We start from the raw sequence: 24,735 nt of genomic DNA, 5'->3' as shown, positions 1-24,735 counted from the left end.
GTCGGCACTAACCTGTAAGCCATGACGTCTCCAGCCGAACAGGATTCCCGATTCTCCAGCGCCGTGTACGGCGCACGTATCGCTCGTGCCGCCGAGTTGGCTCGATCAGCAGGTCTCGACGGTCTGGTGGTGACTCCAGGTCCGGATCTGCGGTACCTGACGGGTTCTCGGGCTGACTCGTTCGAGCGCTTGACCGCGTTGGTCATCGCCGCGGACACGGCGAAGGCGTCCGTCGTACTTCCTCGGCTGGAGTTGGCGTCGCTGAAGGAATCGGCAGTGGGCGATCTCGGGTTGACCGTCCTCGACTGGGTCGACGGTGTCGACCCGTATGCGATTGTGGCGGCGCAACTCCCGACCGGCGCGAAGGTTGCGGTGACGGATGCGATGCCTGCGCTGCATCTGATCCCGCTCGCAGACACCTTGGGCGCGTTGCCGATTCTCGCCACCGGCGTCTTGCGCGAATTGCGGATGGTCAAGGACGGCGCCGAGATCGAGGCGTTGCGGCGAGCCGGTGCGGCCATCGACCGTGTCCACGCCCGCATGGCCGAGTTCTTGGTCGTCGGACGTACGGAAGCTGAAGTAGGCGAAGCGATTTCGGCGGCGATTCTCGAAGAGGGGCATACCGAGGCCGCGTTCGTGATTGTCGGTTCGGGCCCGCACGGCGCCGATCCGCATCACGAGGTTTCGGACCGGGTGATCGAGAGGGGCGATATCGTGGTCATCGATATCGGCGGACCGGTCGAGCCCGGATACAACTCGGACTCCACTCGCACGTACAGCATGGGGCAGCCGTCCGCGGAGGTTGCCGCACAGTTCGCGGTACTCGAGGCGGCGCAGCAGGCTGCGGTCGATTCGGTGCGGCCAGGAGTCTCCGCAGAATCCGTGGACGTTGCAGCCCGCGAAGTGCTTGCCGCACAAGGGCTTGCAGAGGTATTCGTTCACCGCACCGGTCACGGTATCGGGCTGTCCGTGCACGAGGAGCCGTACATCGTCGAGGGCAACGCCATCGAACTCGTCGAAGGTATGGCCTTCAGCATCGAACCGGGAATCTACTTCCGCGGCAGTTGGGGTGCCCGTATCGAGGACATCGTCGTCGTGACCGCCGACGGTTGCGAGTCGTTCAACAACCGTCCGCACGGCCTGACTGTCCTCGCCTGATCAGCTTTCCTTGAACGCAGCGGACCCGAGTATGCGTGTGACGTCGATTTCGATGACCACGCGCGCGGGATTGACCCGTGGCTGGCGGTACCGCTCGGCATAGCGCCGAACGGCGTCGGCCACGGAGTCCGCGTCGGTGAGCACGCGTGCCGGCCCCTCGAGCGTGAGCCAACGGCCACCGTCGACCGAACTGACGGCGGCGTATCCGCCACGCGCTGCGTTGATCGCCTTCTGTGAGCCACCGCTGGTGATCACGCGCGCCTTTCCGGCTTCCTGGTCCCAGGTGAACCCGACGGCAACGACGTGTGGGGTGCCGTTCGGACGCAACGTCGTGAGTGTCGCGAGGTGGTATTCACCGACGAACTTCAGCCCGTCTTCGGTGAGAGTCTGCTGTGACGATGGCGTGGTGGAGGGGGTGAGCGTCATGCCACGACGGTAATCCAGGACACTGGAGCGGTGACTGCGGGTGCGAACGTGAATGACATCGAGACGGTACTGCTCCTCGGCGGACGAAGTGAGATCGGCCTCGAGATCGCGGTCAGGCTCGCGCCGGGCCGCAACATCGTTCTGGCTGCCAGACGCAGCGGAGAGCTGTCGGAGCAGGAGCAGATGCTCAAAAACGCCGGCGCTGTCGACGTCTCCACCGTCGAGTTCGACGCCGACGCCGTGGACACTCACGGAGAGCTCCTGGGCGCCGTCGTCGCCGAGCACGGTCGGATTTCGGTTGCAGTGCTGGCCTTCGGAATTCTCGGCGATCAGGCGCGTGCCGAAACCGACTCGGCGCACGCGGTCGCGGTGGTGCACACCGACTACGTGGCACAGGTCAGCATCCTCACCCACCTCGCAGAGATCATGCGCCGACAGGGAACCGGAAAGATCGTGGTGTTCTCGTCCGTCGCCGGCGTCCGGGTTCGCCGCGCCAACTACGTCTACGGGAGCGCAAAGGCCGGCTTGGACGGTTTTGCCAGCGGTCTCGGCGACGCGCTGCACGGTTCGGGCGTCCAGTTGATGCTGGTACGGCCAGGGTTCGTCATCGGGAAGATGACCGAGGGAATGTCGCCTGCCCCGATGTCGAGCACTCCGTCGCAGGTCGCCGACGCCGTCGTACGGGGACTGAAATCCGGGGCGACGCGTGTGTGGGTTCCGCGAATTCTGCAGCCGGTGTTCTTCGTCATGCGGCTTCTGCCTCAGACGATCTGGCGCCGGATGCCGCGATGACCGCACACCCGGTGGTGATCGTCGGCATCGGCGCCGACGGCTGGGACGGGCTGTCCGAGAGCGCAAAGGGCGCAATCCTCGGTGCGGAGGTCCTGATGGGGTCGCCGCGCCAGCTGGACTTGGTCCCGGCGACACATCTCGGGGCACGGCGTGCGCCCACCAGGCTCACCTGGCCGTCTCCGATGATTCCGGCGTTGCCGTCGATGTTCGCCGAGAACGCGGACCGCAGAGTATGTGTTCTCGCCAGTGGTGACCCGATGTTCCACGGCCTAGGCGTCACGTTGGTCCGGCTGCTCGGCGCGGACAACGTGCGAGTGATCTCGCACCCGTCGTCGGTGGCGTTGGCGAGCGCGCGAATGGGATGGGCATCGGCCGAGGTCGACGTCGTGAGCCTGGTGAACCGAGACTCGGCGACCGTCTTGGCGGCAGTGGTCGATGGCGCGCGCCTGTTGGTTCTGAGCAACGGGCGCTCGACACCGGGGGAGGTGGCACGTCTGTTGTCCGGCGCGGGCTTCGGACGATCGATCGTGACCGTGCTGGCCCAGCTGGGCGGGGCCGAGGAATCGCGGACCGTCACGGTCGCAGACGAGTGGGATCACGCGGACGAGGACGTGGACGCGTTGAACGTTCTGGCCGTCGAGTGCATCGCGGCCGATCCTCTCTTGCGGCTGACTCGAATCCCGGGGCTACCGGATGCTGCGTTTGTCGGCGACGGTCAGATGACCAAGCAGGAGATCCGCGCATTGACGTTGTGTGCACTCGCACCGGCGCCGGGAGAACACCTCTGGGACGTGGGCGGTGGGTCGGGAACCGTCGCCATCGAGTGGATGCGAACTCACCCACGTTGCACTGCAACAACATTCGAGAAGATGGCGAGCCGCGTGTCGCAGATCGGTGCCAATGCACTCAATCTCGGCGTGCCCGCGTTGAACGTGAAAGGGGCCGCGCCGGAGGCGTTTGCGGACGAAGTCCGACGTCCCGATGCGGTGTTTGTCGGCGGCGGCGTCACGCAACTGGGAATGCTCGAAGCATGCTGGGAGCAGTTGAGCGTGGGTGGTCGTCTGGTCGCGAACGCCGTGACCGCCGAGTCCGAATCGTTGCTGCTCGGCTGGATGAGTCGCCATGGTGGGACGCTGCGACGCTTTCAGGTGCAGCGCGCCGAGCCGTTGGGAACGTTCAACGTTTGGCGACCGCAACTTCCGGTGGTCCAATGGTCCGTCACAAAACGTCAGCCGTCTGCAGGCGCAGACACAGATACGCCGGAGGAATCCACACAATGACCGTTCATTTCATCGGTGCGGGTCCCGGTGCGGCAGATTTGATCACTGTCCGCGCGCAACGGATCATCGCTGCGAGCCCTGTGTGCTTGTACGCAGGCAGCCTTGTTCCAGCGGAGTTGCTCGAGTGGTGCCCGGTCGGAGCTCAGGTCGTGGACACTGCTCGGCTGAGCCTGGACGAGATCACCGCGATTCTTGTCGAAGCGGATTCCGCTGGGCTGGACGTCGCGCGTTTGCATTCCGGTGATCCGTCGATCTTCAGTGCAGTGGCAGAGCAAGCTCGTCGCCTGGACGCCGCAGGAGTCGATTTCGACATGATTCCCGGTGTTCCTGCATTTACCGCGGCTGCAGCCGCGCTGGGGCGCGAGCTGACTGTCCCAGGCGTCTCGCAGACCATTGTTCTCACCCGAGTCTCCACCTTGTCGACGGCGATGCCGGAGGGCGAGGATCTGCGGTCCCTCGGCCGCAGCGGCGCGACGATGGTGATTCACCTCGGCGCTCATCGCATCGAACAGATCGCATCCGAGTTGGCCGACAATTACGGCGAGGACTGCCCGGTCGCGGTGGTCGCCTTCGCCTCACGGCCCGAGGAGATCGTTGTTCGAGGCACTTTGAAGACGATCGTCGAACTTGTTCATGCGGCCGGCATCACGAAGACGGCCGTCGTGATCGTCGGCCGAGTGTTGACTGCGGAGGGGTTTCCGGACAGCTACCTCTACTCGGCAGCGCGCGAGAGAAGCACACACTGACCTCGACAGGTACTCGTCGTCGCGTGCTCCTGCTCGGCGGCACAGGCGAAGGTCGAGTGATCGCTTCTCGCTTGGCCGGTTCAGCCGACCTCGAGGTTGTCACATCGCTGGCCGGCCGGGTTCGTGATCCTCGATGGCCGGAGGGGGAAGTGCGTATCGGCGGGTTCGGGGGAGCCGAAGGGCTGTCGGAGTGGTTGTCGGCCAATGATATTCGTGCAGTGCTCGACGCCACGCATCCGTTTGCCGCTCGCATCACCCAGAATGCGTTCGAAGCGTGCCTTGCGAATTCCGTGCCGTACGCCATGTACCGACGCCCGCCCTGGCGCGAGCAACTCGGTGACACTTGGCTTCCGGCACACGATCTCGATCACGCCGCAGAGTTGGTGCCGACGGTCGGCTCACGCGCTTTTCTGACGATCGGGAGGCAAGGAGTTTCGGCGTTCGACCGCGTGAAGAGCGTCTCGTTTCTCGTGCGCTCGATCGATCCGCCTTCAGGGACATTGCCGCCTCACTCGCAATTGCTGCTCGCACGTGGTCCATTCGACATCGAAGCGGAAGTCGATCTGATGCGAACTCACAGCATCGACGTCGTGATCACCAAGAACAGTGGCGGCGAGCAGACGTACGCAAAGATCGCCGCAGCCAGGCAATTGTCGATCCCGGTGATCGTCGTCGAACGACCACCGATCCCGGCGACCGTCCCGGCATTCGATACCGAAGCCGAGGCGATGGACTGGCTCACGGCTTTCGGTCGTGGAACGGCGCTGTGAGGCCGACATCGCGTTCGCTTCAGGTTCGTCTAAGGTTCCGTGACCATACTGGAGGGATGTTGGGATTTTTCGACGCCGCACTGCGGGACCGCGCATGAGAGTGTCGGTTCCCGGAATGAGCCGTCGAAAACCATCGGGAATTCACGTGCGGACGCTCCATGCTCGCGTGAAATTGCTGACTGCAGGCCTGGTGGCGATCGCGGTGATCGTGTCGGCGTCGGCGGTGTACATAGTGTTCAACGCGTATTTGCAAGGCAACGTCGATCGACAACTCGAGCGCACGAGTGACGCGATCACCGACACCGTCAATTTCGGCGGTGTCACACCGGTTCTGGGATTGACGGCCGGCGCGGATACAGCGGTCATCCAGGCGGTGGGGCTTCTCACTGCCGACGGCGCCTTGGTGACGGCGACTCCCGGTCTGCCGCCGTTCAGCACGAGCGCAGACGCCATCAGGTCGATCGCAGACGGCAATTCGTCGCAGACAATCGCGACGGTTGATGCGTATCGAATTCTTGTCGAGCCCTCGGTTGCGGGCCAGACTTTGGTTGTCGCGCAATCCCTGGGGCCGACGCGTTCGGTACTCAAGCGACTGGCAGTGGTGTTGGCGGCACTCGGGGCGGCCGGAATCGCCCTAGCTTACGCGGCCGGAGATGCTGTGGCACGCACAGGATTACGGCCGATTGCGCGACTTACTGCGGCGACGCGGCGGGTCGCCGAAACGGATGATCTTGCGCCGATCCCGGTGACCGGTGACGACGAGTTGGCGTCGTTGACAGTCAGTTTCAATCGGATGCTCGGGACGTTGTCGGAATCGCGGGCACGCCAGAGAAGTCTGATCACCGAAGCGGGCCAGGACCTTCTGGCTCCTTTGACTGCACTTCGCACCAATATCGAGTTGTTGATGTCTTTCGATACCAAGTCCAGCGCGATTTCCGAGGCGGATGCAACGCAGCTGCGTGAGGAAATCACCGACCAGATGATGGAGTTGACGCTCCTCGTCGGAGAGTTGGTGGACCGTGCGCGGGTTGACGAAAGCACGTTGGGGAGAGGAGATTCCCTCTAAATCGGACGTCTGACCAGCGACTTTGTTGCATTCGTAATTGAAGCAATGGAAGGAGCGCTGGTAATGTGGGGCAATTGTGAAGTTTTTGGGTATAGCTGGAATGTGGCGCGAACCGTGGGGTTTGCTGGGCGGGGGCCTTTGGAGGACGAGAGGGATTCAGTGGTCAAGCAAGCACGCGCCGAGCTGACTCGGCAGCAAATCGTTGCCGGCGCGGCCGCGCAGTTCGAGAAGACTGGTTACGGCAGCACCAGCATGGCCGACATAGTCTCGGGGGCCGGTACTACCAAGGGCGCGTTGTATTTCCATTTCGCGTCGAAGGACGAGCTCGCGCAATTCATCATTGCCGAACAGCATCGGCTCTCGATCGAGTCGGTGCAGGCGATTTCCGCGACGGGCAAGGACCCGTTGGAACAGATGATCATGCTCACGCACGAAATGGCACGCCAGATTGTCGACGAGCCGATCGTTCGCGCGGGCATTCGCCTCACGCTGGAACTGAGCACGTACGAGGGGCCGGTGGAACCGTACGCCGAATGGATCTCGGCAATCACCGATCTCACCGCCAGAGCTCAGGCGGAAGGTGAAATCCGAAAATCGGTCAGCGCAGAATCGTTCGGCAGGTTCATGCCCTCGGCATTCACGGGGGTACAGCTGGTTTCGAACGTCCTCACCCGACGCTCGGATCTTCCGGATCGTGTCGACGAGATGTGGCAGATCCTGCTTCCGGGAATCGTCAGCGACGAACTTTCCGGTGACATCGAGCGCCTCGTCAAGTCGCGGTGGACTCCGGCGGCGGCGTAGCCTGCGGGACATGGCCGTCACGCGGATAGTTTCGGATCTGTCGAGTAGCTCGCTCGAGGCCGCGCAGCGCTTCTACACCGAAGTGCTGGGCCTCGAAGTTGTCATGGATCACGGGTGGATCGTGACGTTGGCTTCGCCGACGGATCCGTCATTGCAGATCAGCGTCATGACGCACGACGCTCATGCGCCCGTAGTACCGGACGTCTCCGTCGAGGTGGACGATCTCGACGCGGCGTACGAGGCCGCGGTGCAGCGCGGCGACACCATCGTCTATCCCGTCACCGAGGAGCCGTGGGGTATCCGCAGGTTCTTCGCTGCCGACCCCGACGGCCACGTGATCAACATCCTCAGCCACCGACGCGAGCAATGATGGCGTCCCGCCCGGGCGGGCTGACGTACCTCGAGGTGGGCGCAACGTCAGGCGTTCTCCCCGCCGGCTATCACCACGTTCACGAGAGCGCGACGGTCGGATCCGGACGGGAGGATTTCGAGGTTGCCGCTCGAACCGTCGCGAATTGGGGAATGCACCGCGGAGCCGGACTGGCCGTACGGACGGCAGCCCCGACCGCCGTGGCGGGTCAGGATGCGACCTTCGGACTCGGTCCGGTAACTATCCCCGTTCGGATCGTCTATGTCGTAGACGAACCCAATCGCAAGGGCTTCGCGTACGGAACCCGCGCGGGCCACCCCGAATGCGGGGAGGAATTGTTTGTCGTCCAGTTCGACGAGGCCAGCCAAGCGGTTCGTATCGAGATCGTTGCGTTCTCCAAGCCCGGAACGTGGTGGGTGCGTCTCGGCGCTCCGATCGGACGTCGAGTACAGGCGTTTGTCACGCGCCGCTACATCCGTGCCGTCCGCCAGAGCGTCGCCCGATCGCGGGTCTGACCGCTGCCGGGCGCGCTGGAAAAATGATTGGACGAGCTTCGGTTCGGGTTGATAGCTTGTGCGAGACCGTGACAACACGCCAGGAGGTGAGACCCATGAACGCAGTAACCATGTGGGTGCTCCCACTCGTGTTCACGGATCGGCGATCGACGTAGGTGTCGCCGGGAGCGCCTCGAGTAGGCAATCCCGAAAGGTAACACCATGCAATCCAATTCTCCGACCATCGAATTCACTTCCGAGACAACGTCGAACGGTGTCATCGAACGCCATTTCGTTGTAGACGACATCACCGGCGTGCTCTGGTCACCGCCATCGGGATCCGTCGGATCACCACTTCTGCTGTCCGGGCACTCCGGCGGCATGCACAAGAAGGCGCCGGGACTGGTTGCCAGCGCACTCCACAGCGTGAGCTCCCACGGGTTCACAGTCGCCGCGATCGACGCGCCCGGACACGGTGACCGGCCGCGGAACACACAGGACGAACAGTGGGTCGAGGCGATCCACCAGGCTAGGGCGGCCCACGAGCCGATCGCCCCGATCGTCGTCGAGTACAACCGATCGCTGGCGGAGCGTGCAGTGCCGGAATGGCAGGCGACCATCGACGCTCTGCAAACGCTGCCCGCCGTCGACGCCGACGCTCCGATCGGCTTCGGCGGCGTGTCGCTAGGGGTCGTGACCGGGCTCATGTTGGCCCCGGTCGAATCCAGGATCGCTGCCGTGAGCTTCGGGGGAGTTTTTGTGGACGACTCCCTCATCGAGGCAGCGCGAAAGCTCACGGTCCCGGTCGAGTACCGGGTCCCTTGGGACGACAAGGATTACGACCGCACGTCGGGGATAGCGTTGTTCGATGCCTTCGGCTCGAAGGAGAAGACGCTGCACGCCTACTCGGGCAGGCACTATCCGGTGCCCGACTACGAGCGCGACAGTTCGGCTCGGTTCTTCGCCCGCCACCTCGGCGGGAGCGGTGGCGCTCCTGTGAGCTGACGTGAACACGTATCGGCGTCCGGCGCCGCCGGACGCCGATACGTGGACTGCTTCGGTACTCTGCTGCCCGACATCTACGCGAAACCCGGATTCGTCCCTGTCGCGCGCCTTCGATGGAACGACAACTGCGCCCTCGACGGTTGGAACTACAGCAAGTACAGACCGTTCAACAGTGGACGTCCTGACGTGGTTTTCATGGTCCAGATCCGATTGCGGTACTCGGAACTCACGATGCGGCTTCCGGACGCCGGCATCGAGCGCGCTCAGGCCCGCGGGCCGATGTCAAGGACGACGATAACCTCGATGTGCATGTTAGGGAGATGATTCCACGCCTGCTCGCGCAATTCTTCGGTCAGAATGCCCGCGTCGACCTGGAGTGCTTCGTCGACAGCGTCGACGGAGCCGGTGGATCCGGGGTGTTTTCCAGGCGAGGACTCGCCTGGAGAAAAGGAGTTGAGTAGCTCGGTGAGGGATCGTTGTAGCCGCAGGTCAAACGAAATACTGTCGGGTTCGCGACGCTTCAGTTCATTGACCAGCGTGGCCTTGCCAGCTCCGCCCGGCGTGAGCAGTACATAGGGGCCGCCGTCACCGATCGAATCCTCGGCCCACCAGGGTTGGTCACCTGCGTACCAGTCGCGGTTCAAGCTTGCCGAGTCGAGGAGTCCATACTTGGCCCTGTTCCCGGCGTCAGACCTTCTACATTCTCGATTGTCGTGTGCGGGTACAAATGCACTGTGGAGAACCGAGGCGGACAAGCGAACGAGGCTGGTAGTACCTACCGGGGTGGCGTGGCGACAGTAGTGGCAGTCCTTGGTCTAATTGGACGCCCCGTCCTGGCACTCGAGTATGGCGCCGGTCAGGAGCCGACGAAGATTGAATTCGAGTCGATCGACCCGGTCGACGATCTTGTTGTTACAAATCGCGACGGATCCAGAGCGTACTTCCAATGCAAGCGCACATGTGGCCGCAACAAGCATCTACGTGACTCGCTGAAGCAAGTTGCCAATCACTGCAGGGTAAATGGGTATGACGATCAGCTGGTGATCGCGGCGGCCGAGTTTGTCGGCGAAGTCCGTGAACTCAATACTGCGCTGCGGAAACGCCGAACGGGTGGAACTCTTAGTGCGGACGAGAGTGGTGCACTACAAGCTATCCGGGAAGAGTTACAAGAGTTCGACGGCATCGAGCGGGAGTTATTGCTCGACACGCTGCATGCTTGGCGGATCGATTGCACCGACGTCACTTCCCCTGGATACGAGTCAACTACTGCATGGATCAGTACGATTCTGAAGGCAAACACTCAAGTCGAGTCCGCAATAGGGATACTCAAGACCTTTACCCATCATCTTGCTGGCACCGCGTCAGCGTGCACCATCCCCGACCTATGGCGGCAACTGTCGAACGGGGGAATCGACATCATCTCAGATACTTCAGGCGCACCTGCTCAACGGTTCACCGCTCAACGTCAGTTAATTGACGACTACAGGGAGGCGGTCTCTGCAGTTCGCGACACAATTCAACCGCCGATAGGCTGCGAACTTCCGACTCTGCGCATAGAAGGGTTGATGCGTCAGATTAAAGGAACGATGGACGCCCCTGAGAGTGACCAGCGCAGCCGCTCTTATCCGCTGATGGATGTCACTCGGCGACTAAAGCGCTACGTCCTGTATGGAGGGCCCGGTGCTGGGAAATCGACAGCGATCGATCAGCTCGCAGCGTCATTGGCTTCCGATCGCAATGCGCCGGTTCCGGTCGTCATTAGACTCCGGAAACTCGCGAAGAAAGTCGAGCACGAATCAGATGTCAACCTCCGACTAGTCCTGTCGTGCGCCGATCATCTCGCCAATGACGAGGACCTCATCTCAATCATCGAGGAACACGCGTCCGACGGAGCACTTTTTGTGGTTCTCGACGGGGTCGACGAATGCCGAACTGCAACTCGACATGTGCTAGCTGGCCTGAAGAAACTGCTCGACGGGCACCTCCGCGGCAACGGTGTGGTGGTGACGACGCGACCTAGCATTCTCGTCCAGGTGAAGCACCTAGGGCTGCCCTCGGTTGAGTTGGCCCCTCCGGAGTCACCGCAGACGATTCCGATCGCACTGATTCACGCGCTGTCCGCTCAGGATCTGGTGAACTGCCGAGAAAGATGGCAGGCAGCTAAGATCCGCGCACTTGAGAACGTCCTCACGGACTCCGAGCAGATATCGAAGGTCCCCCTACTTGCGATGACGATTGCGAGTCTGATCGCCGCAGAACATGTTTCGGTAGCATCCTCACCCGCATCTATCCTCGAAGATGCCGTTCGACTTGGAATCGAGACCTGGGAGCGTCAACGTTCTGCCGGCATTCTTATCGACTATGACAACGGATTACTCACTCCACGAATGCTCCTAGACGCCTTCACCGTGATAGGACACTCCCTCGCCCGGTCAGGGCCTGTGAGTGTGCAAAATGCTATCGAATCTGTGGGGAGGATGTATGTAGAGTTTTGGGAACTAGGTGCGCGTGAAGCGGACGAGATTGCCACGCACGCAGTAGAATTCTGGGACGAACGTATGAGTGTCTTCGTCATATCTGAATCCAATCTGATCGAACCTCGCAGTCGTCAATTCGCAGAACTGGCTGATGCACTGTGGGTCACCAAAGCTAGCGCAGATGCAAAGAAGGGCTGGGTCGCTCACGCACTCGCCGACGAATCAATGGTTGACACCGCCTTGCTCGCAATCGGTAAGGACCAAGAGCTCGCTGAACTATTTCTAAACGACGGAACGAGACCCGAGCGCGCGCTGGATTGGGTCTCGACCTTCGGCACCAAGAATGACCTGCCGACCTCGACTGTCCAACGGTGCCTGGCGAAACTTTGCGACGCGGCGACTGCTGAAACCCGTGAGCGAGACCATATCAGGGTGGACTGGGAACTGATCGACAGCAATGCGGCGCGACAATTACGCGACGGCCCTCGTTGGCCCTTCGTGCTGTCGGCAGCGCGGCTCCGTTGTCCACTGGAACTTCGCACTCGACGAGATGCCGTAACGGCGCAAGCTGAACGCGCCGATGAACGCGCTGTCGCAACGTCTTTCGCAGTCATCACAGATGCACGTGTCGATGGTAGGACATTGACTGACAGAGAACTCGATAAGCTGCGTTCGGCCTTTGAACTGGAGTTTCCGGCATACCCGAAACCAATTATAGATAAAGGACGACGCGGTCATGTCTTCAAAATCCGTTCCGGTGAGCCATTACTGAGCGGCCGAATCGAACTGACGGTAGATGCGATTCATTTTGTCAACCAGTTCACACCCGACATGGCGAAACATGCTGAAGAGTGCGCGAGCCGTGCATCGATGAGTTCCAGACTACGCCAACGCATACTCAGTTCACTCGAAAGCGCGGGCTTTTCGATAGCTCGCGAGACGCCCCTGAGATCGCTTCCGAAGCACATTCTCGAAGCCCCAGATGGAAGACGCTGGTCAGCACACGAGATGGAATCACTGGGTCGCGTCGCAACTACGGGATCTGCACTCTCCACATCCGAAAAATGGTGGTCCACTGATGTCTTGGACCTCGTGGACGTCTTGGAGCTCGGGTCAGAGTCGGCTTCGCGCATGGGTGTTCAAGCCCACAACGAGATCGGTAAAGACCTCACAGAGCTGGCAGTGCTGTACTGCGAAGCCGCTGATATCAACCCAGCTAACGTGGCAACGATCGTTAACCATGCCCGCGACACAAGTGGCGATACGGGCCTTGAAGACCTCATGCGCCTCGGCTTCATCAAGCGCCTACCACCTCATCAAGCACCACTAGCTAGCGGCAAAATCGACTTGCAGGCGGCGCACGAGAAGATGGTGCACCTGCTTTGTTCCCCAGCGGACTTCATCGCACGGTCCGCGTGTGAACTCGTTTGGGACGAAAAGTCCGATGCCCTCAGCGATGATCTCTTAGAGCACATCGAGAATGATCGTGCGCCATGCCATTTTTGGGTTTGCGCAGCAGCTTCCCAACTTTCATCCGATCCGGCGGCTATCTTCGACAAGTTTCTTTCGATGGATCGGCCCGAAGTGACGCACACGACAGCAATCCTTGTCGAGTTGGCCGACAAGAGTGGAGAACTAGCGGCAACCCGGCGTCTTCGCAACCATTGCGACTTGACAATACGCATTGCAGCTGGAGGGTCAGCGGAAAGCGACAGCGAGGCAACGCACTGGCGTTGTACGGACTGCTGGCACACGAACGACCTCGAGGAAGAAGACTGCGTACACTGCGACACAGGAACGCGACCGGAACGGAAATCAACGTAGATCGCAGCCCTAAATCTGCGCCAGGTCAGACTGTGTGGTCCACCCTGCGAGCGCGGCGCGTTCGTCGACTTGTTGGTACATGCTGATGTGTTGGCGATAACGGGCGCTCAGATATGGGGCCTTGAAGACTGGACACTGGCTTCTTCAACCGGTTACCAACCAGCCTGACGTGCAGTGCGCACGGAGCTAGGCCGGCCGGAATGACCGCTGGCGGCCGATGCTCCTTTCTGTCCGCCGGGCGGAACGAACTTGTTCGTGATCCAGTTCGATGCTTCGATCTCGTCGAGGGTTGTCCGGAGACTTCGGTGGCTAATGCTCGTGCTGTGCCGAGTGTCCGGTCAATACCGAACATCGAACAAGACTGGAAACTTTCTCGTGTCCGACCTGAGGCGACGACATGTCTTTCAACCGCGCATGTCCAGCCATGCGTCGACTAACCGTCCGATACCTGACCCGGGGGCGGTACTGAAGTGGGCCGATATCGCACGGCGACTGCACCCGACTGGAACTCGTGGCGATCGACGAGTTCGAGTTGGATGCGCTTGCGCAGACCGGCGAGCAACGTCGGTCCGTGTCCGGCGAGGACCGGTTGCACAACGAACTCGTACTCGTCGATCAGTCCCAGGTCTGCCAATGCCAGGGGGAGTGTCACGCCGCCAACCCACAGACCCTCGCCGGGCTGCTCCTTGAGCCGTTGAATCGCTGACCCCAAGTCGCCTTGCACTAGTTCGGCATTCCAATCGACCCCGCTCAGCGTGCTCGACACGACGTACTTCTTAGCCCGGTCCATTGCCTCGGCGAACGGGATCTCCCACTCGTCCATCCAGTCAGGCCACGCCCCCGTTGCGGGCCGCCGCCACGCCGACTCCATCATCTCGTAGGTCACCCGGCCGAACAGCAAAGCATCGGCTCGTTCCATCTGAGCGGTCCAGTAGCGCATCGACTCCTCGTCGGGTGGAAGCCCCGCCTCGTGATGGCAGCAGCCGTCGAGGGTGACGTTGATCGAGTATCGAAGTGGTCTCATCTCGTTGTTCTCCCCTGATACGCGCAGAGTGACAGCACCGGACCGTACTCAGACTACTGCCGGGCCGTCGGTGTAGATCAGGTTCGGGACCTGGAGTCACGCGGGGGTCGACCGAACAGTAACCAGACGAGCGCACCGAGTACAGGCACGGCGATCACCAGTGCCGACCACCAGAATTTGCTCCCCAAGCGGTCGAAATCGGTGCGCACGATCGCCACGAGCGCGCTAATCGTGATGAAGATCCAGGCAAGAACGAAGACGGTGAGGGTGATGTCCATCCAAAGCGGAATGGTGGGGTTGGGGGTCGATTCGTTCACGCTTCCAGACCACTTTCGACGACTGTGCCTTGATGAAACAACACGCTCCATCGATTCTCGGTGAACCGCCAGATGGATGATCGCTCGGTAACTCGTTGCGCTTGCGCCAGCCGGTAAGTCACCAGATACGTGTCAGGCGCAATCCGGCTCAGCGCTGGCCGGTCAGCCGTCCACCCGAGTTCGGCGGCGTCGTTCACCTCGCCGCGGAGGCGTCGGCGCTCAACTACCGACTGCACGTAGTCGCGGGTGTATCGAGCGCCGGAGGCTCCGATCTCCCGGAACTGCGGGTCGACGACCGCATCGAACTCGTCTCGTGACATCGCTACTCGAGTTCGGTGAAACAGAGGTTCGAACTCCATCAACTCGTCGAGGATCGGGCGAAACTCGTGTGGGGTCGTCACGACTGCTCCGAGAACTGCGCCCTCATCTCGATCCCTATCTCCGCGTGTCGCAGGAGGAAGGCCTTCTCGTCATACCCCTTGCGCCGCAACCAGAGAGTGACCTCGCTGTTGCATTTGCTTGCATTGCACGAGCGGCACGCCGGTGCGATGTTGTCGAGTGTGTAGCGCCCACCGCGGGAGATCGCCAGCACGCAGTCACGTTGCGGCGACTCGTCCGACTCGCCGCAGTACGCGCAGCCACCCCAGGCCGCTTTGAGCGCGGACCACTGCTCGACGGACAGATCGTGCTCCACCAAATCCATCCGGCGTTTCCGTTTACGCGCGTATCTTGCTTTCCGGGTCCGGTTGACGGGCATGACGCCATGCTATCGCCGTGCGGCGTTCACTCCGGGTAGCGCCGCGGGGTGAACACCTGACGGCCCGAACCGGTTTCGACGACGGTTGTCATCGACGAACCGACGATGAGCAGCGTCCGCATGTCGATCTCGGAAGGCTCGAGCTCGCCGAGGGTCACGACGCGAACTGATTCCTCGGCACCGGCAACATCGCGGCCGATGACGACGGGAGTCTCGGGGGAGCGGTGCTCGAGCACGAGGTCCTTCATGGCTTGGACCTGCCACGTCCGGGACTTCGACGCCGGGTTGTAGACCGCAAACGCCATGTCCGCGGCTGCAACTGCCGAGATACGGCGCGCGACGACATCCCACGGCTTGAGGCGATCAGACAACGAGAGCACCGCGTAGTCGTGCCCGAGGGGAGCACCGACGCGACTGGCGACAGCGTTTGCCGCCGTCATGCCGGGAAGGATGCGGACCGGCACGCCGCGCCACTGGTCTTCGGCGGCAACTTCGAGAACTGCTGCAGCCATGGCGAATACGCCGGGATCTCCCGACGAGACGACAGCTACACGGGCGCCGTTCTTCGCCAGGTCCAACGCCATCGCGGCGCGTTCCGCTTCGACGCGGTTGTCGCTGGAATGGCGACGCTGGCCCGGACGCGTCGGCACGCGATCGACGTACGGGCCGTAGCCGACGAGGTCGGTTGCCAACGAAAGCTCATGCGCCACTTCGGGTGTGGTCCAGGCGGTGTCGCCCGGCCCGAGTCCGACCACGACCACCTCGCCGCGAGACTCGGTCGCAGGTCGAGGGTTGTTCGACGGGCTCGGAACGATGGCGATCGAAAAGTACGGAACTCCGTCCGGGTCGACCTCGGCAGCGGATTCGACGCGTTGACGTGTGGTGCTCGCGCGCTCGACGTAGTGGGCCTCGCCGAGGCGACCGGAATCCTCGAGCGATTGGAGGACCGGCGGGAAGGTACGTCCGAGCTTGAGGATGGCCGCGGCGTCGGTTTCCTTGAGCCGCCTGGTCAGCTCGGCCTGCGGCAACGTTCCGGGCAGGATCGTGAGGATCTCTTCACCCTCGACCAGCGGCTTTCCGAGTGCAGCAGATGCCGCGCTGACGGAGGTGACGCCGGGAATCACTTCGGCGTCGAAGCGATCGGCCAGTCTCTTGTGCATGTGCATGTAGGAGCTGTAGAAGAGCGGATCGCCGGCGGCGAGCAACGCGACGGTTCGACCGGCCGCGAGGTGAACTGCCAGCCGTTCGGCAGCTGCTTCGTAGAACTCGTCCATCGCGCCCTGGTATCCGCCGGGATGATCAACGGTCTCGGTGGTCACGGGGTAGACGAGGTGTTCTTCGATCTGTCCTTCGCGCATGTACGGCGCTGCAACTCCGCGGGAGATGCTCTTGCCGTGCCGCGCGGAGTGGAACGCAACCACATCGGCCTCGCCGATGACGCGGGCGGCCTTGACGGTCACCAATTCGGGATCGCCGGGGCCGATACCGACACCCCAGAGCTTGCCTGCACTCATTCGACTTCGCTCGCAATCGCATTGACGACGGCGGCGGTGATCGCGCTGCCGCCGCGTCGGCCGCGGAGAACGAGATGATCGATCCCGCTGGCGTGTTCGATGAGGGCTTCCTTCGACTCGGCAGCGCCGATGAAGCCGACCGGACCTCCGACGATGGCGGCCGGACGGGGTGCGCCGGCTTCGATGAGGTTCAGGAGATGGAACAGTGCGGTGGGTGCGTTTCCGATCGCGACAACAGCGCCCTCGAGCTTGGCTCCCCACAGTTCGAGAGCAGCCGCCGAGCGAGTGTTGTCGATGGTCGACGCCAGCACGGGAACCCGCGGATCGCCGAGGGTGCAGATGACGTCGTTGCCGGCGGGCAGACGCTTGCGCGTGATGCCGGCAGCCACCATCTGGGCGTCGCAGAAAATCGGCGCGCCGTCGCGCAGAGCTGCGCGCGCAGCCGAGACGACACCGGGTGTGAAGGCGACGTCGTCGACGAGATCGACCTGGCCACTTGCATGAATCATGCGCACTACAGCTTGCGAGACATCCGCCGGGAAACGGCTCAGGTCGGCTTCGGCCCGAATGGTGGCAAAGGACTGGCGATAGATTTCCGCGCCGTCACGGATGTACTCGATCATGTGCCACACGATAGAGGCATCACCGATCGGGCGGATTCACCCGGTAACCGTCACCCGTCGCGATCACATCCGCTACGTCCCCGCGGGGACGTCCGCAGCTGCGGTCGCACCCGGCCCAGTGCTGGCGCCCGACAACCGGAAGTTCTGCCTGCTCGACGGCGGTGATCGCGTCGGCGCGCACGTCGGCGAGCGACTTCTCGCATCCCGGACTTCCGGTGCAGGCGGTGACCTCGAGCCACGGTGAGTTCTCGTCGAAGATCAACCCCATGGGTGCCAGCACCCGGACTACCTGCTCGGCTGCCCATTCGTCGAGGTCGAAGATATGCACCGATCGCCACGGTGTCACGACGACGGGCTTGTCGACGGCGGCGAGGAACTCGGCCAGCCGAGCGTCGAGCAGCCCGAATCGCAGGCCGCCGCCCAGAGCTACGGTCCCGTCGCGCTGCTCGAGCCAGCCGATAGTGGGCCGCGCATCCGGCGTGAGGTCCGCCGCAACGGTGGACTCGGCGGTCAGACCCAGCTGCTCGAGGGTGCGTTCGATTCCGTCCGGAACCTCGGCCAGGCGCCAGTGCTTGTCGCGAACGTCGAGGAATGATCGAGCCGCCTCGAGGAGCAATTCGACGGCGTCGTCCGCCTGGACGAGATGAGTGGTGTGGTGACCGGCGAGCACCAGTGAATGCTCGGTGGCGCTGCGCGCATGGAGTCCGAAATCGCCCCGTAGCCCGGTGATGTCTCCGCGGCCGTCGTCGAGGGTGAACAGGGTTCGCCCTGGCAGATCCGCCAATGCTTGATCTGCTTGGATCGCCGAATCGAGACGGTGGACCAGTTCACGAATGTCGGCGACGCCCCCGATACGGCCGGACAGTGGGGACGCGAGGATGTTGCGCACTCGCTCGTGCGTCGCTGACGGCAGCAGACCGGCCGACGCGATTCGCGCTGCGAAGGCTTCGGGGTCCGAGACCGAGCGCAGTTGTACGTTGCCCCTCGAGGTGAGTTCCATCTGCCCGTTGCCGAGATCGCGCGCCGCGTCGGCGAGCGTCTGCAATTGGACCGGGGTGAGGAGTCCGCCGGGTAGGCGCACGCGTGCCAGTGCGCCGTCGGCGGCGTGGTGAACTTGCAGTGCACCCGGGCACGCGTCTGGCTGTGAACGGTCCGTGGGCATGGCTCCAGGGTACGACCTGTCATGAGTGCCTTCTGCGGACCGGTAGCATCACCACCACCAGTGACGGCAGTTGAGGAAACCGGTGAAAGTCCGGTGCGGTCGCGCCACTGTGAGTGTTGCTCGAGCGGGACGTGTTTCCGCCCGGAAACACGAGTCAGACCCTCAACCGCCGTCGATGACAGATCTGTGCCACGGGGCGCGAAACCCCAGGAAGGCTTCACCCGTGATTCTTCTGCTCTCCACGTCCGACACCGATCTGCTGAGCGCCCGCGCCAGCCAGGAAGCCGGCGACGGAGTTTCCTACCGCTGGGCCAACCCCTCACGCTTGCTGGTCTCGGAGGACTTGCCGCCCTTGCTCGACGGCGTCGACCTCGTGATCGTTCGTATCCTCGGCAGCCGTCGCAGCTGGGAAGACGGCTTGGACATGGTCCTCGCCTCCGGACTCCCCGTAGTCGTTCTCGGCGGCGAGCACGCGCCGGACGCCGACCTCATGGAGTGCTCGACGGTCTCCGCCGGCGTTGCTGCCGAGGCGCACAACTACCTGGCCGAGGGTGGCGCACAGAATCTGGCACAGCTGCACCACTTCCTGTCCGACACGGTCCTGCTCACCGGCCACGGTTTCGAGCCGCCGGCTCACCTGCCTTCCTGGGGCATCGCTGATTTCGCGCCCGATCTCGACTCGGCGAGCGGTCCGGTCATCGCAGTTCTGTACTACCGTGCTCAGCATTTGGCCGGCAACACCCAGTACATCCAGGCGTTGTGCGACGCGGTCGCCGAGGCCGGTGGCACCGCGCTGCCGATCTACTGCGCATCTCTGCGAACCGCTGAAGCCGAACTTCTGAGCACGCTCCGCCGCGCCGACGCCATGGTCGTGACAGTTCTCGCTGCCGGTGGCACGAAGCCCGCTACCGCGTCCGCCGGTGGGGACGACGAAGCCTGGGATGTCGCCGCACTCGCTGCACTCGACGTCCCGATCCTGCAGGGGCTGTGCCTGACCAGTAGCCGCGCCACCTGGGACGAGAACGACGACGGACTGTCGCCTCTCGACGTCGCGACCCAGGTCGCGGTGCCGGAATTCGACGGCCGCATCATTACCGTCCCGTTCTCCTTCAAGGAAATCGACTCCGACGGACTGCCCACGTACGTCCCCGACGTCGAGCGCGCTGCCCGTGTCGCCGGGATCGCGGTCCGTCACGGCAAGCTGCGCCACATTCCCACCACCGAGCGTCGCGTTGCTCTGATGCTCTCGGCGTACCCGACCAAGCATGCCCGCATCGGCAACGCCGTCGGTCTCGATACTCCGGCGAGCGCAATCGACCTGCTCACCGAAATGCGTTCTGCCGGTTACGATCTCGGTCCGGTCGACGGCCCGGACGCAGTTCCCGGCCTGGCGGCGAAGGACGGCGACGCGCTGATCCATGCCCTGATCGCGGCCGGCGGACAGGATCCCGACTGGCTCACTGCCGAGCAGCTCGAGGGCAATCCGATCCGCATCTCGGCAGCAAAGTACCGCGAATGGTTCGCCACCCTGCCCGAGGAACTGCGCAGCGGTGTCGAAGAGCACTGGGGCGCAGCGCCCGGAGAGCTGTACGTCGACCGCTCGCAGGATCCCGACGGCGAAATCGTCATCGCGGCACTGCGATTCAACAACATCGTCCTCATGGTCCAGCCGCCGCGGGGATTCGGTGAAAAGCCCGTCGCGATCTACCACGACCCGGATCTGCCGCCGAGCCACCACTACCTCGCGGCCTACCGCTGGATCGCTGCAACACCGGACAACGGCGGATTCGGCGCCGACGCCGTTGTGCACCTCGGCAAGCACGGAAACCTCGAATGGTTGCCCGGCAAGACGCTCGGCATGTCCAGCAACTGCGGCACCGACGCAGCCCTGGGCGACCTGCCGCTGATCTACCCCTTCCTGGTCAACGACCCGGGTGAAGGAACACAGGCAAAGCGTCGTGCCCACGCGACGCTCGTCGATCACCTGATCCCACCGATGGCCCGCGCCGAAAGCTACGGCGACATCTCCCGTCTCGAGCAACTGCTCGACGAGCACTCCAACATCTCCGCACTGGACCCGTCCAAGCTGCCGGCCATTCGCCAGCAGATCTGGACGCTGATGCGGGCAGCCAAGATGGACCACGACCTCGGCCTCGCGGAGCGTCCCGAAGAAGACGTGTTCGACGACATGCTCCTGCACGTCGACGGGTGGCTGTGTGAGATCAAGGACGTCCAGATCCGCGACGGCCTGCACATTCTCGGCCGCGCACCCGAGGGCGACGCCGAAATCGAACTGGTCCTGGCTATGCTCCGTGCCCGTCAGATGTGGGGCGGCGAACAGAGCGTCCCTGGTCTGCGCGAAGCTCTCGGGCTCAGCGAAGACGGCGACGAGTCCCGCAACCGTGTCGACGACGTCGAGGAAAAGGCGCACGCACTGGTTCGCGGCATGTACGACGCCGATTGGAACCCCGCTGCGGCAGAACAACTCAGCGACGACGAGACCGTCGTGAAGATCCTGCAGTTCGCGGCCACCGAAGTGGTTCCGCGTCTTCGGCAGACCGACAACGAGATCAAGCAGGTCCTGCACGCGCTCGACGGCGGATTCATCGCCGCGGGTCCGAGCGGTTCGCCGCTGCGCGGCCTGATCAACGTTCTTCCCACTGGTCGTAACTTCTACTCCGTCGACCCCAAGGCAGTTCCTTCACGCCTGGCGTGGGAGACCGGTCAGGCGATGGCCGAGTCGCTCGCCGCTCGCTATCTCGCCGATCACGGCGAATACCCGCGCTCGGTGGGTCTGTCGGTGTGGGGAACCGCCGCCATGCGTACCTCCGGCGACGACATCGCCGAAGTGTTCGCGCTCCTCGGTGTTCGCCCCGTCTGGGACGAAGCGAGCCGACGCGTCGTCAACCTCGAAGTGATCGATCTCGAAGAACTCGGCCGCCCGCGCATCGACGTCACCGTCCGCATCTCCGGATTCTTCCGTGATGCGTTCCCGCACGTGCTCGCACTGCTCGACGACGCCGTTCAGCTGGTCGCGGCACTGGACGAGACGGACGAGCAGAACTACGTGCGCGCCCACGCACAGGCCGACCTTGCCGAGCACGGCGACGCCAGGCGTGCGACCACCCGTATCTTCGGTTCGAAGCCCGGAACATACGGCGCCGGCCTGCTGCAACTCATCGACTCCAAGACCTGGCGCGGTGACGACGACCTCGCCGAGGTGTACACCAACTGGGGCGGCTTCGCGTACGGCCGTGGGCTCGACGGAATCCCGGCAGCTGACGACATGCGCAGTGCTTACCGTCGAATCAACGTGGCGGCCAAGAACACCGACACGCGTGAGCACGACATCGCCGATTCGGACGACTACTTCCAGTACCACGGCGGCATGGTTGCCACCGTGCGCGCGCTGACCGGAAAGTCGCCCGAGGCATATATCGGCGACAGCACTCGACCGGAATCGGTTCGCACACGCACACTTTCGGAAGAGACCGCACGTGTCTTCCGGGCGCGCGTGGTCAATCCCCGCTGGCTCGACGCGATGCGCCGTCACGGGTACAAGGGTGCCTTCGAGATGGCAGCCACGGTCGACTACCTCTTCGGGTACGACGCCACCACCAACGTGGTCGCGGACTGGATGTACGAAAAGCTCGCCGAGACCTACGTTCTGGACGAGCAGAACCAGAAGTTCATGACGCAATCCAACCCGTGGGCACTACACGGAATCGCCGAGCGGCTCCTCGAAGCCGCCGAGCGCAACATGTGGGAGCACCCCGAGCAGAAGACACTCGACGGCTTGCGTCAGGTGTACCTCGAAACCGAAGGCGAGCTCGAGGGGGAGTAGACCTCGAGCATCACCGGCAGATCCGGGCGCTGAAGTGAGTCAGCGTCCGGACTTGATGATCTGAGCGATGTTCCGCTCCGCCAGGGCAGTGATGGTCAGTGACGGATTGACGGTGCCGGTGCTGCCCGGAATGGCAGCGCCGTCCATCACGTACAGGCCGTCGTAGCCCTTGACTCGCCCGTAACCGTCGGTGGCCTTGCCCAGAACCGCACCGCCGAGGGGATGCGCGGTGAACGAGGAATTGACGTCCTTCGCGAACGGCAATGCCGACGGCAGCGTGGTGCCGGCGAAGGCCATCTTGTTCTGGACGGCGCGTAGTGCCTCGACGGTGGCGTCGTTGCCGTTCTTCGGCCAGTTCAGCACCACCCGATCGGAGCCGCCGTCGTAGGCGAAGTCGGCGCGCTGCGAGTCGAGGGTCATCCCCAATGTTCCGAGCATGCCGATGTTGACGGGTAGGCCGGGGACGTACCAATTTTCCAGGGAGAGTGGCATTCCCGACTCGTCGACGATGCGTGATGCCGACGGTGCGGCTTGCGCAGTGCCGTCACTGAAGCCGAACGAGCGCACCATCCCGGCGTCGCCGTTCGTTCCCCAGCCCTTACCGACGTGTTCGTTGAGGTTGGGCAGCGCGCCCGTCGCCTGGGCGCGTACCAGCAGTTCGGAGGTGCCGATCGAGCCGGCGCCGAGGAACAGACGGTCACAGGTAAGAGTCTTCCGGGCCAGAACGCCACCCGTCGGATCCGTCGATTCGACGTCGACGACGTAGCGTCCATCACGTTCGCGACTGATCGCGAGCACCTGATGTCCGTAACAGACGGTGGCTCGTCCGGTGGCTTCGGCGGCGGGAATGTAGTTCTGTGTGAGGTCGAACTTCGCGCCGTTGGAGTTACCCATGTTGCTGTCACCGACAGTGGCCGAGGCTCGGGTTCGGCCGTCGAGTTCTGAGCGCACCACGTCCCAGTTCCAGATCCCGTCGATCCGCTGCGGATCGAATCCGGCACGACGAGCGTCCTGATCCCAACGACGCGAGTGACCGAAGTTCGGGGTTTGGTAAATGTCTTCGGGCAACGGGCTCAGACGCAGCATCTGGCGCACTTTGGGGTACCAGGTGGACGCCATCTCGTCGTAGTCGAGGGAGTTGCCGAAGACTGCGTCGAAGAATCGGCGCTCGGGCGCGATCATCACGCCGGTGAAGATGATGGAACCACCGCCGACTGCAGCGCCGCGCCATACCGAGATGTGTTGGTAGTCGGTGGCATCGAGGACGCCGCTGAAGTAGTCGCACGCCACGGGGAGTCCGGTGAGGTTGGTGAACGATGTTCGCCGGAAGACTCCGCGGCCGTCGGCCAGCATGTCGGACGTGTGAATCTCCCGTTGCGGATCGTGGGGCCACCGAAGTCCGCGTTCGAGGATGGTGATCTGGGTGCCGCTCTGCGCCAGTCTGAGGGCGGTGGCGCTTGCGCCGAATCCGGACCCGATGACGATGGCTTCGGAATGCTCCGGGGGAGTAGGAGAGGGTGCGAACAACTCGGGGACGAGCGCGCGGTAGTGATCAGCACCCATCGGGAGCGCCCGCAGTGGTGCGGGGGTGGCGTGGCTGGTCGACGTCGAGATGAGCGGTGTCGCGGCGGCAACTGCTGCCCCCGCCCCGGCGGCTTTGAAAAAGTCACGACGCTGCATGTCACGGCGCTGCATGTGTAAGTTCGACTCCCCAGTTCGACGGTTTGCCTCAGAATAACTCGAGATGGAGTTCGGGGACGAAACGGCGTGTCCGACGTCAAGAAGAACCGGATAAAACGTGCATAAGTGGCACTTCCTGGGTGGTACTGATCGGTCGCCAGATAGTCGCGGAAACCTGTCGATGTTCAGCGAGAGGCGCTCGCACCTATCCTCGAGGAGTGAACTCCGACTTCAAGCGCGTCTCCGAGGCCAAGTACGTCCTACTCACGACCTTCCGCAAGGACGGAACGCCGGTGGCGACTCCGCTCTGGGCCGCGCCGGACGGCGACAAGCTCCTGATGTGGACCGTCACCGATTCCTACAAGGTCAAGCGGATCAGGCGAAACCCGTCGGTCACCGTCGCTGCGTGTGACGCTCGGGGAAATCCCAAGGGTGAACCGGTGGCCGCCGTCGCCGAGATCCTCGACGGACCGGGCACCGATCATGCTCGCGACGCGATAGCACGTCGGTACGGAATCCTCGGCTGGATCACCATGAAGGGCAGTCTCCTTCGCCGCGGCAAGACCGGAACGATCGGACTTGCCGTCACTGCAGCCTGACCGCGC

General features: G+C 63.2%; 23 protein-coding genes and 1 riboswitch. Of the genes, 13 read left to right on the top strand and 10 right to left on the bottom strand.

The genetic code is table 11. The annotated features are described in order from the left end of the window. The first annotated feature begins 21 nt into the window (after positions 1 to 21). Entirely contained in the window at positions 22 to 1,158 is a 1,137-nt protein-coding gene (locus RHP72_RS15245; protein WP_283377429.1) for a Xaa-Pro peptidase family protein, read from the top strand. Here the strand turns inward: RHP72_RS15245 and RHP72_RS15240 are convergent, their stop codons facing one another. Continuing rightward, a complete protein-coding gene (locus tag RHP72_RS15240; protein ID WP_030536346.1) occupies positions 1,159 to 1,584 on the bottom strand; it encodes a PPOX class F420-dependent oxidoreductase in 426 nt (141 codons plus the stop codon). Between the two features lie 30 nt (positions 1,585 to 1,614). Here RHP72_RS15240 and RHP72_RS15235 point away from each other — a divergent pair, with 30 nt between their 5' ends. The 9 genes from RHP72_RS15235 to RHP72_RS15195 all read left to right on the top strand — a co-directional run bounded on the left by RHP72_RS15235 (position 1,615) and on the right by RHP72_RS15195 (position 8,908). Beyond that, positions 1,615 to 2,376 (top strand): SDR family NAD(P)-dependent oxidoreductase, encoded by a 762-nt coding sequence (locus RHP72_RS15235; protein ID WP_007729858.1) that lies wholly within the window; start codon positions 1,615 to 1,617, stop codon positions 2,374 to 2,376. Further along, positions 2,373 to 3,656, top strand: a complete 1,284-nt coding sequence (gene cbiE, locus RHP72_RS15230) for a precorrin-6y C5,15-methyltransferase (decarboxylating) subunit CbiE (protein WP_283377428.1) — start codon at positions 2,373 to 2,375, stop codon at positions 3,654 to 3,656. Before RHP72_RS15235 ends, cbiE begins: the two co-directional genes overlap by 4 nt. Further along, entirely contained in the window at positions 3,653 to 4,402 is a 750-nt protein-coding gene (gene cobM / locus RHP72_RS15225; protein WP_003944967.1) for a precorrin-4 C(11)-methyltransferase, read from the top strand. The genes cbiE and cobM overlap by 4 nt, the downstream gene beginning before the upstream one ends. Positions 4,403 to 4,425: 23 nt before the next feature. After that, positions 4,426 to 5,172, top strand: coding sequence for a cobalt-precorrin-6A reductase (locus tag RHP72_RS15220; RefSeq protein ID WP_058226718.1), 747 nt, complete (start codon positions 4,426 to 4,428; stop codon positions 5,170 to 5,172). Positions 5,173 to 5,317: 145 nt separating this feature from the next. After that, positions 5,318 to 6,238 (top strand): HAMP domain-containing protein, encoded by a 921-nt coding sequence (locus tag RHP72_RS15215; RefSeq protein ID WP_283383835.1) that lies wholly within the window; start codon positions 5,318 to 5,320, stop codon positions 6,236 to 6,238. Between the two features lie 159 nt (positions 6,239 to 6,397). Then, positions 6,398 to 7,039: a ScbR family autoregulator-binding transcription factor gene (locus RHP72_RS15210; RefSeq protein WP_019748499.1), complete on the top strand. Its 642-nt coding sequence runs from the start codon at positions 6,398 to 6,400 to the stop codon at positions 7,037 to 7,039. Positions 7,040 to 7,049: 10 nt separating this feature from the next. Beyond that, entirely contained in the window at positions 7,050 to 7,409 is a 360-nt protein-coding gene (locus RHP72_RS15205) for a VOC family protein (RefSeq protein ID WP_311093562.1), read from the top strand. Beyond that, positions 7,409 to 7,924: a DUF1990 family protein gene (locus RHP72_RS15200; protein ID WP_007729847.1), complete on the top strand. Its 516-nt coding sequence runs from the start codon at positions 7,409 to 7,411 to the stop codon at positions 7,922 to 7,924. Before RHP72_RS15205 ends, RHP72_RS15200 begins: the two co-directional genes overlap by 1 nt. 201 nt (positions 7,925 to 8,125) lie before the next feature. Beyond that, positions 8,126 to 8,908 (top strand): alpha/beta hydrolase, encoded by a 783-nt coding sequence (locus tag RHP72_RS15195; protein WP_311093561.1) that lies wholly within the window; start codon positions 8,126 to 8,128, stop codon positions 8,906 to 8,908. Between the two features lie 263 nt (positions 8,909 to 9,171). Here RHP72_RS15195 and RHP72_RS15190 read toward each other — a convergent pair whose 3' ends face one another. Further along, entirely contained in the window at positions 9,172 to 9,552 is a 381-nt protein-coding gene (locus tag RHP72_RS15190) for a hypothetical protein (RefSeq protein ID WP_311093560.1), read from the bottom strand. Between the two features lie 144 nt (positions 9,553 to 9,696). On the opposite strand from RHP72_RS15190, the gene RHP72_RS15185 reads away from it, so the two are divergent. After that, positions 9,697 to 13,209: an NACHT domain-containing protein gene (locus tag RHP72_RS15185; protein WP_311093559.1), complete on the top strand. Its 3,513-nt coding sequence runs from the start codon at positions 9,697 to 9,699 to the stop codon at positions 13,207 to 13,209. A gap of 433 nt (positions 13,210 to 13,642) precedes the next feature. On the opposite strand, the gene RHP72_RS15180 is transcribed toward RHP72_RS15185, so the two are convergent. The 7 genes from RHP72_RS15180 to cobG form a co-directional block, all read right to left on the bottom strand. Continuing rightward, positions 13,643 to 14,233, bottom strand: a complete 591-nt coding sequence (locus RHP72_RS15180; RefSeq protein WP_311093558.1) for a dihydrofolate reductase family protein — start codon at positions 14,231 to 14,233, stop codon at positions 13,643 to 13,645. A gap of 77 nt (positions 14,234 to 14,310) precedes the next feature. Further along, entirely contained in the window at positions 14,311 to 14,550 is a 240-nt protein-coding gene (locus tag RHP72_RS15175; protein WP_311093556.1) for a PLDc N-terminal domain-containing protein, read from the bottom strand. Further along, positions 14,547 to 14,951 (bottom strand): hypothetical protein, encoded by a 405-nt coding sequence (locus tag RHP72_RS15170; RefSeq protein WP_007729842.1) that lies wholly within the window; start codon positions 14,949 to 14,951, stop codon positions 14,547 to 14,549. The genes RHP72_RS15175 and RHP72_RS15170 overlap by 4 nt, the downstream gene beginning before the upstream one ends. Then, entirely contained in the window at positions 14,948 to 15,307 is a 360-nt protein-coding gene (locus RHP72_RS15165) for an HNH endonuclease (protein WP_076948440.1), read from the bottom strand. Before RHP72_RS15165 ends, RHP72_RS15170 begins: the two co-directional genes overlap by 4 nt. A 26-nt stretch (positions 15,308 to 15,333) precedes the next feature. Further along, positions 15,334 to 16,821 (bottom strand): precorrin-3B C(17)-methyltransferase, encoded by a 1,488-nt coding sequence (cobJ, locus tag RHP72_RS15160; protein ID WP_030536355.1) that lies wholly within the window; start codon positions 16,819 to 16,821, stop codon positions 15,334 to 15,336. Beyond that, positions 16,818 to 17,444, bottom strand: coding sequence for a precorrin-8X methylmutase (locus RHP72_RS15155; protein WP_007729839.1), 627 nt, complete (start codon positions 17,442 to 17,444; stop codon positions 16,818 to 16,820). The genes cobJ and RHP72_RS15155 overlap by 4 nt, the downstream gene beginning before the upstream one ends. 19 nt (positions 17,445 to 17,463) lie before the next feature. Beyond that, the gene (gene cobG / locus RHP72_RS15150) at positions 17,464 to 18,606 is read right to left on the bottom strand and encodes a precorrin-3B synthase (protein WP_030536357.1); all 1,143 of its coding nucleotides are present in this window, start codon (positions 18,604 to 18,606) and stop codon (positions 17,464 to 17,466) included. Between the two features lie 74 nt (positions 18,607 to 18,680). Next, positions 18,681 to 18,766, top strand: a riboswitch (cobalamin riboswitch). A 63-nt stretch (positions 18,767 to 18,829) separates the two neighbouring features. Between cobG and cobN the strand changes: the two genes are divergently transcribed. Next, positions 18,830 to 22,450, top strand: coding sequence for a cobaltochelatase subunit CobN (gene cobN, locus RHP72_RS15145; RefSeq protein ID WP_311093555.1), 3,621 nt, complete (start codon positions 18,830 to 18,832; stop codon positions 22,448 to 22,450). 39 nt (positions 22,451 to 22,489) lie between these two features. Here cobN and RHP72_RS15140 read toward each other — a convergent pair whose 3' ends face one another. Continuing rightward, positions 22,490 to 24,145: a GMC oxidoreductase gene (locus RHP72_RS15140; RefSeq protein ID WP_082661451.1), complete on the bottom strand. Its 1,656-nt coding sequence runs from the start codon at positions 24,143 to 24,145 to the stop codon at positions 22,490 to 22,492. A 203-nt stretch (positions 24,146 to 24,348) separates the two neighbouring features. Here RHP72_RS15140 and RHP72_RS15135 point away from each other — a divergent pair, with 203 nt between their 5' ends. Next, the gene (locus RHP72_RS15135) at positions 24,349 to 24,729 is read left to right on the top strand and encodes a PPOX class F420-dependent oxidoreductase (RefSeq protein WP_042450954.1); all 381 of its coding nucleotides are present in this window, start codon (positions 24,349 to 24,351) and stop codon (positions 24,727 to 24,729) included. The last annotated feature ends 6 nt before the right edge of the window (positions 24,730 to 24,735 follow it).

Origin of the sequence: Rhodococcus sp. SG20037, assembly GCF_031763325.1 — a bacterium.
Taxonomy (GTDB): Bacteria; Actinomycetota; Actinomycetes; order Mycobacteriales; family Mycobacteriaceae; genus Rhodococcus_F; species Rhodococcus_F qingshengii.
The sequence above is the reverse complement of the archived record's forward strand: the minus strand, read 5'-3'. Positions and strand labels throughout refer to the sequence as shown.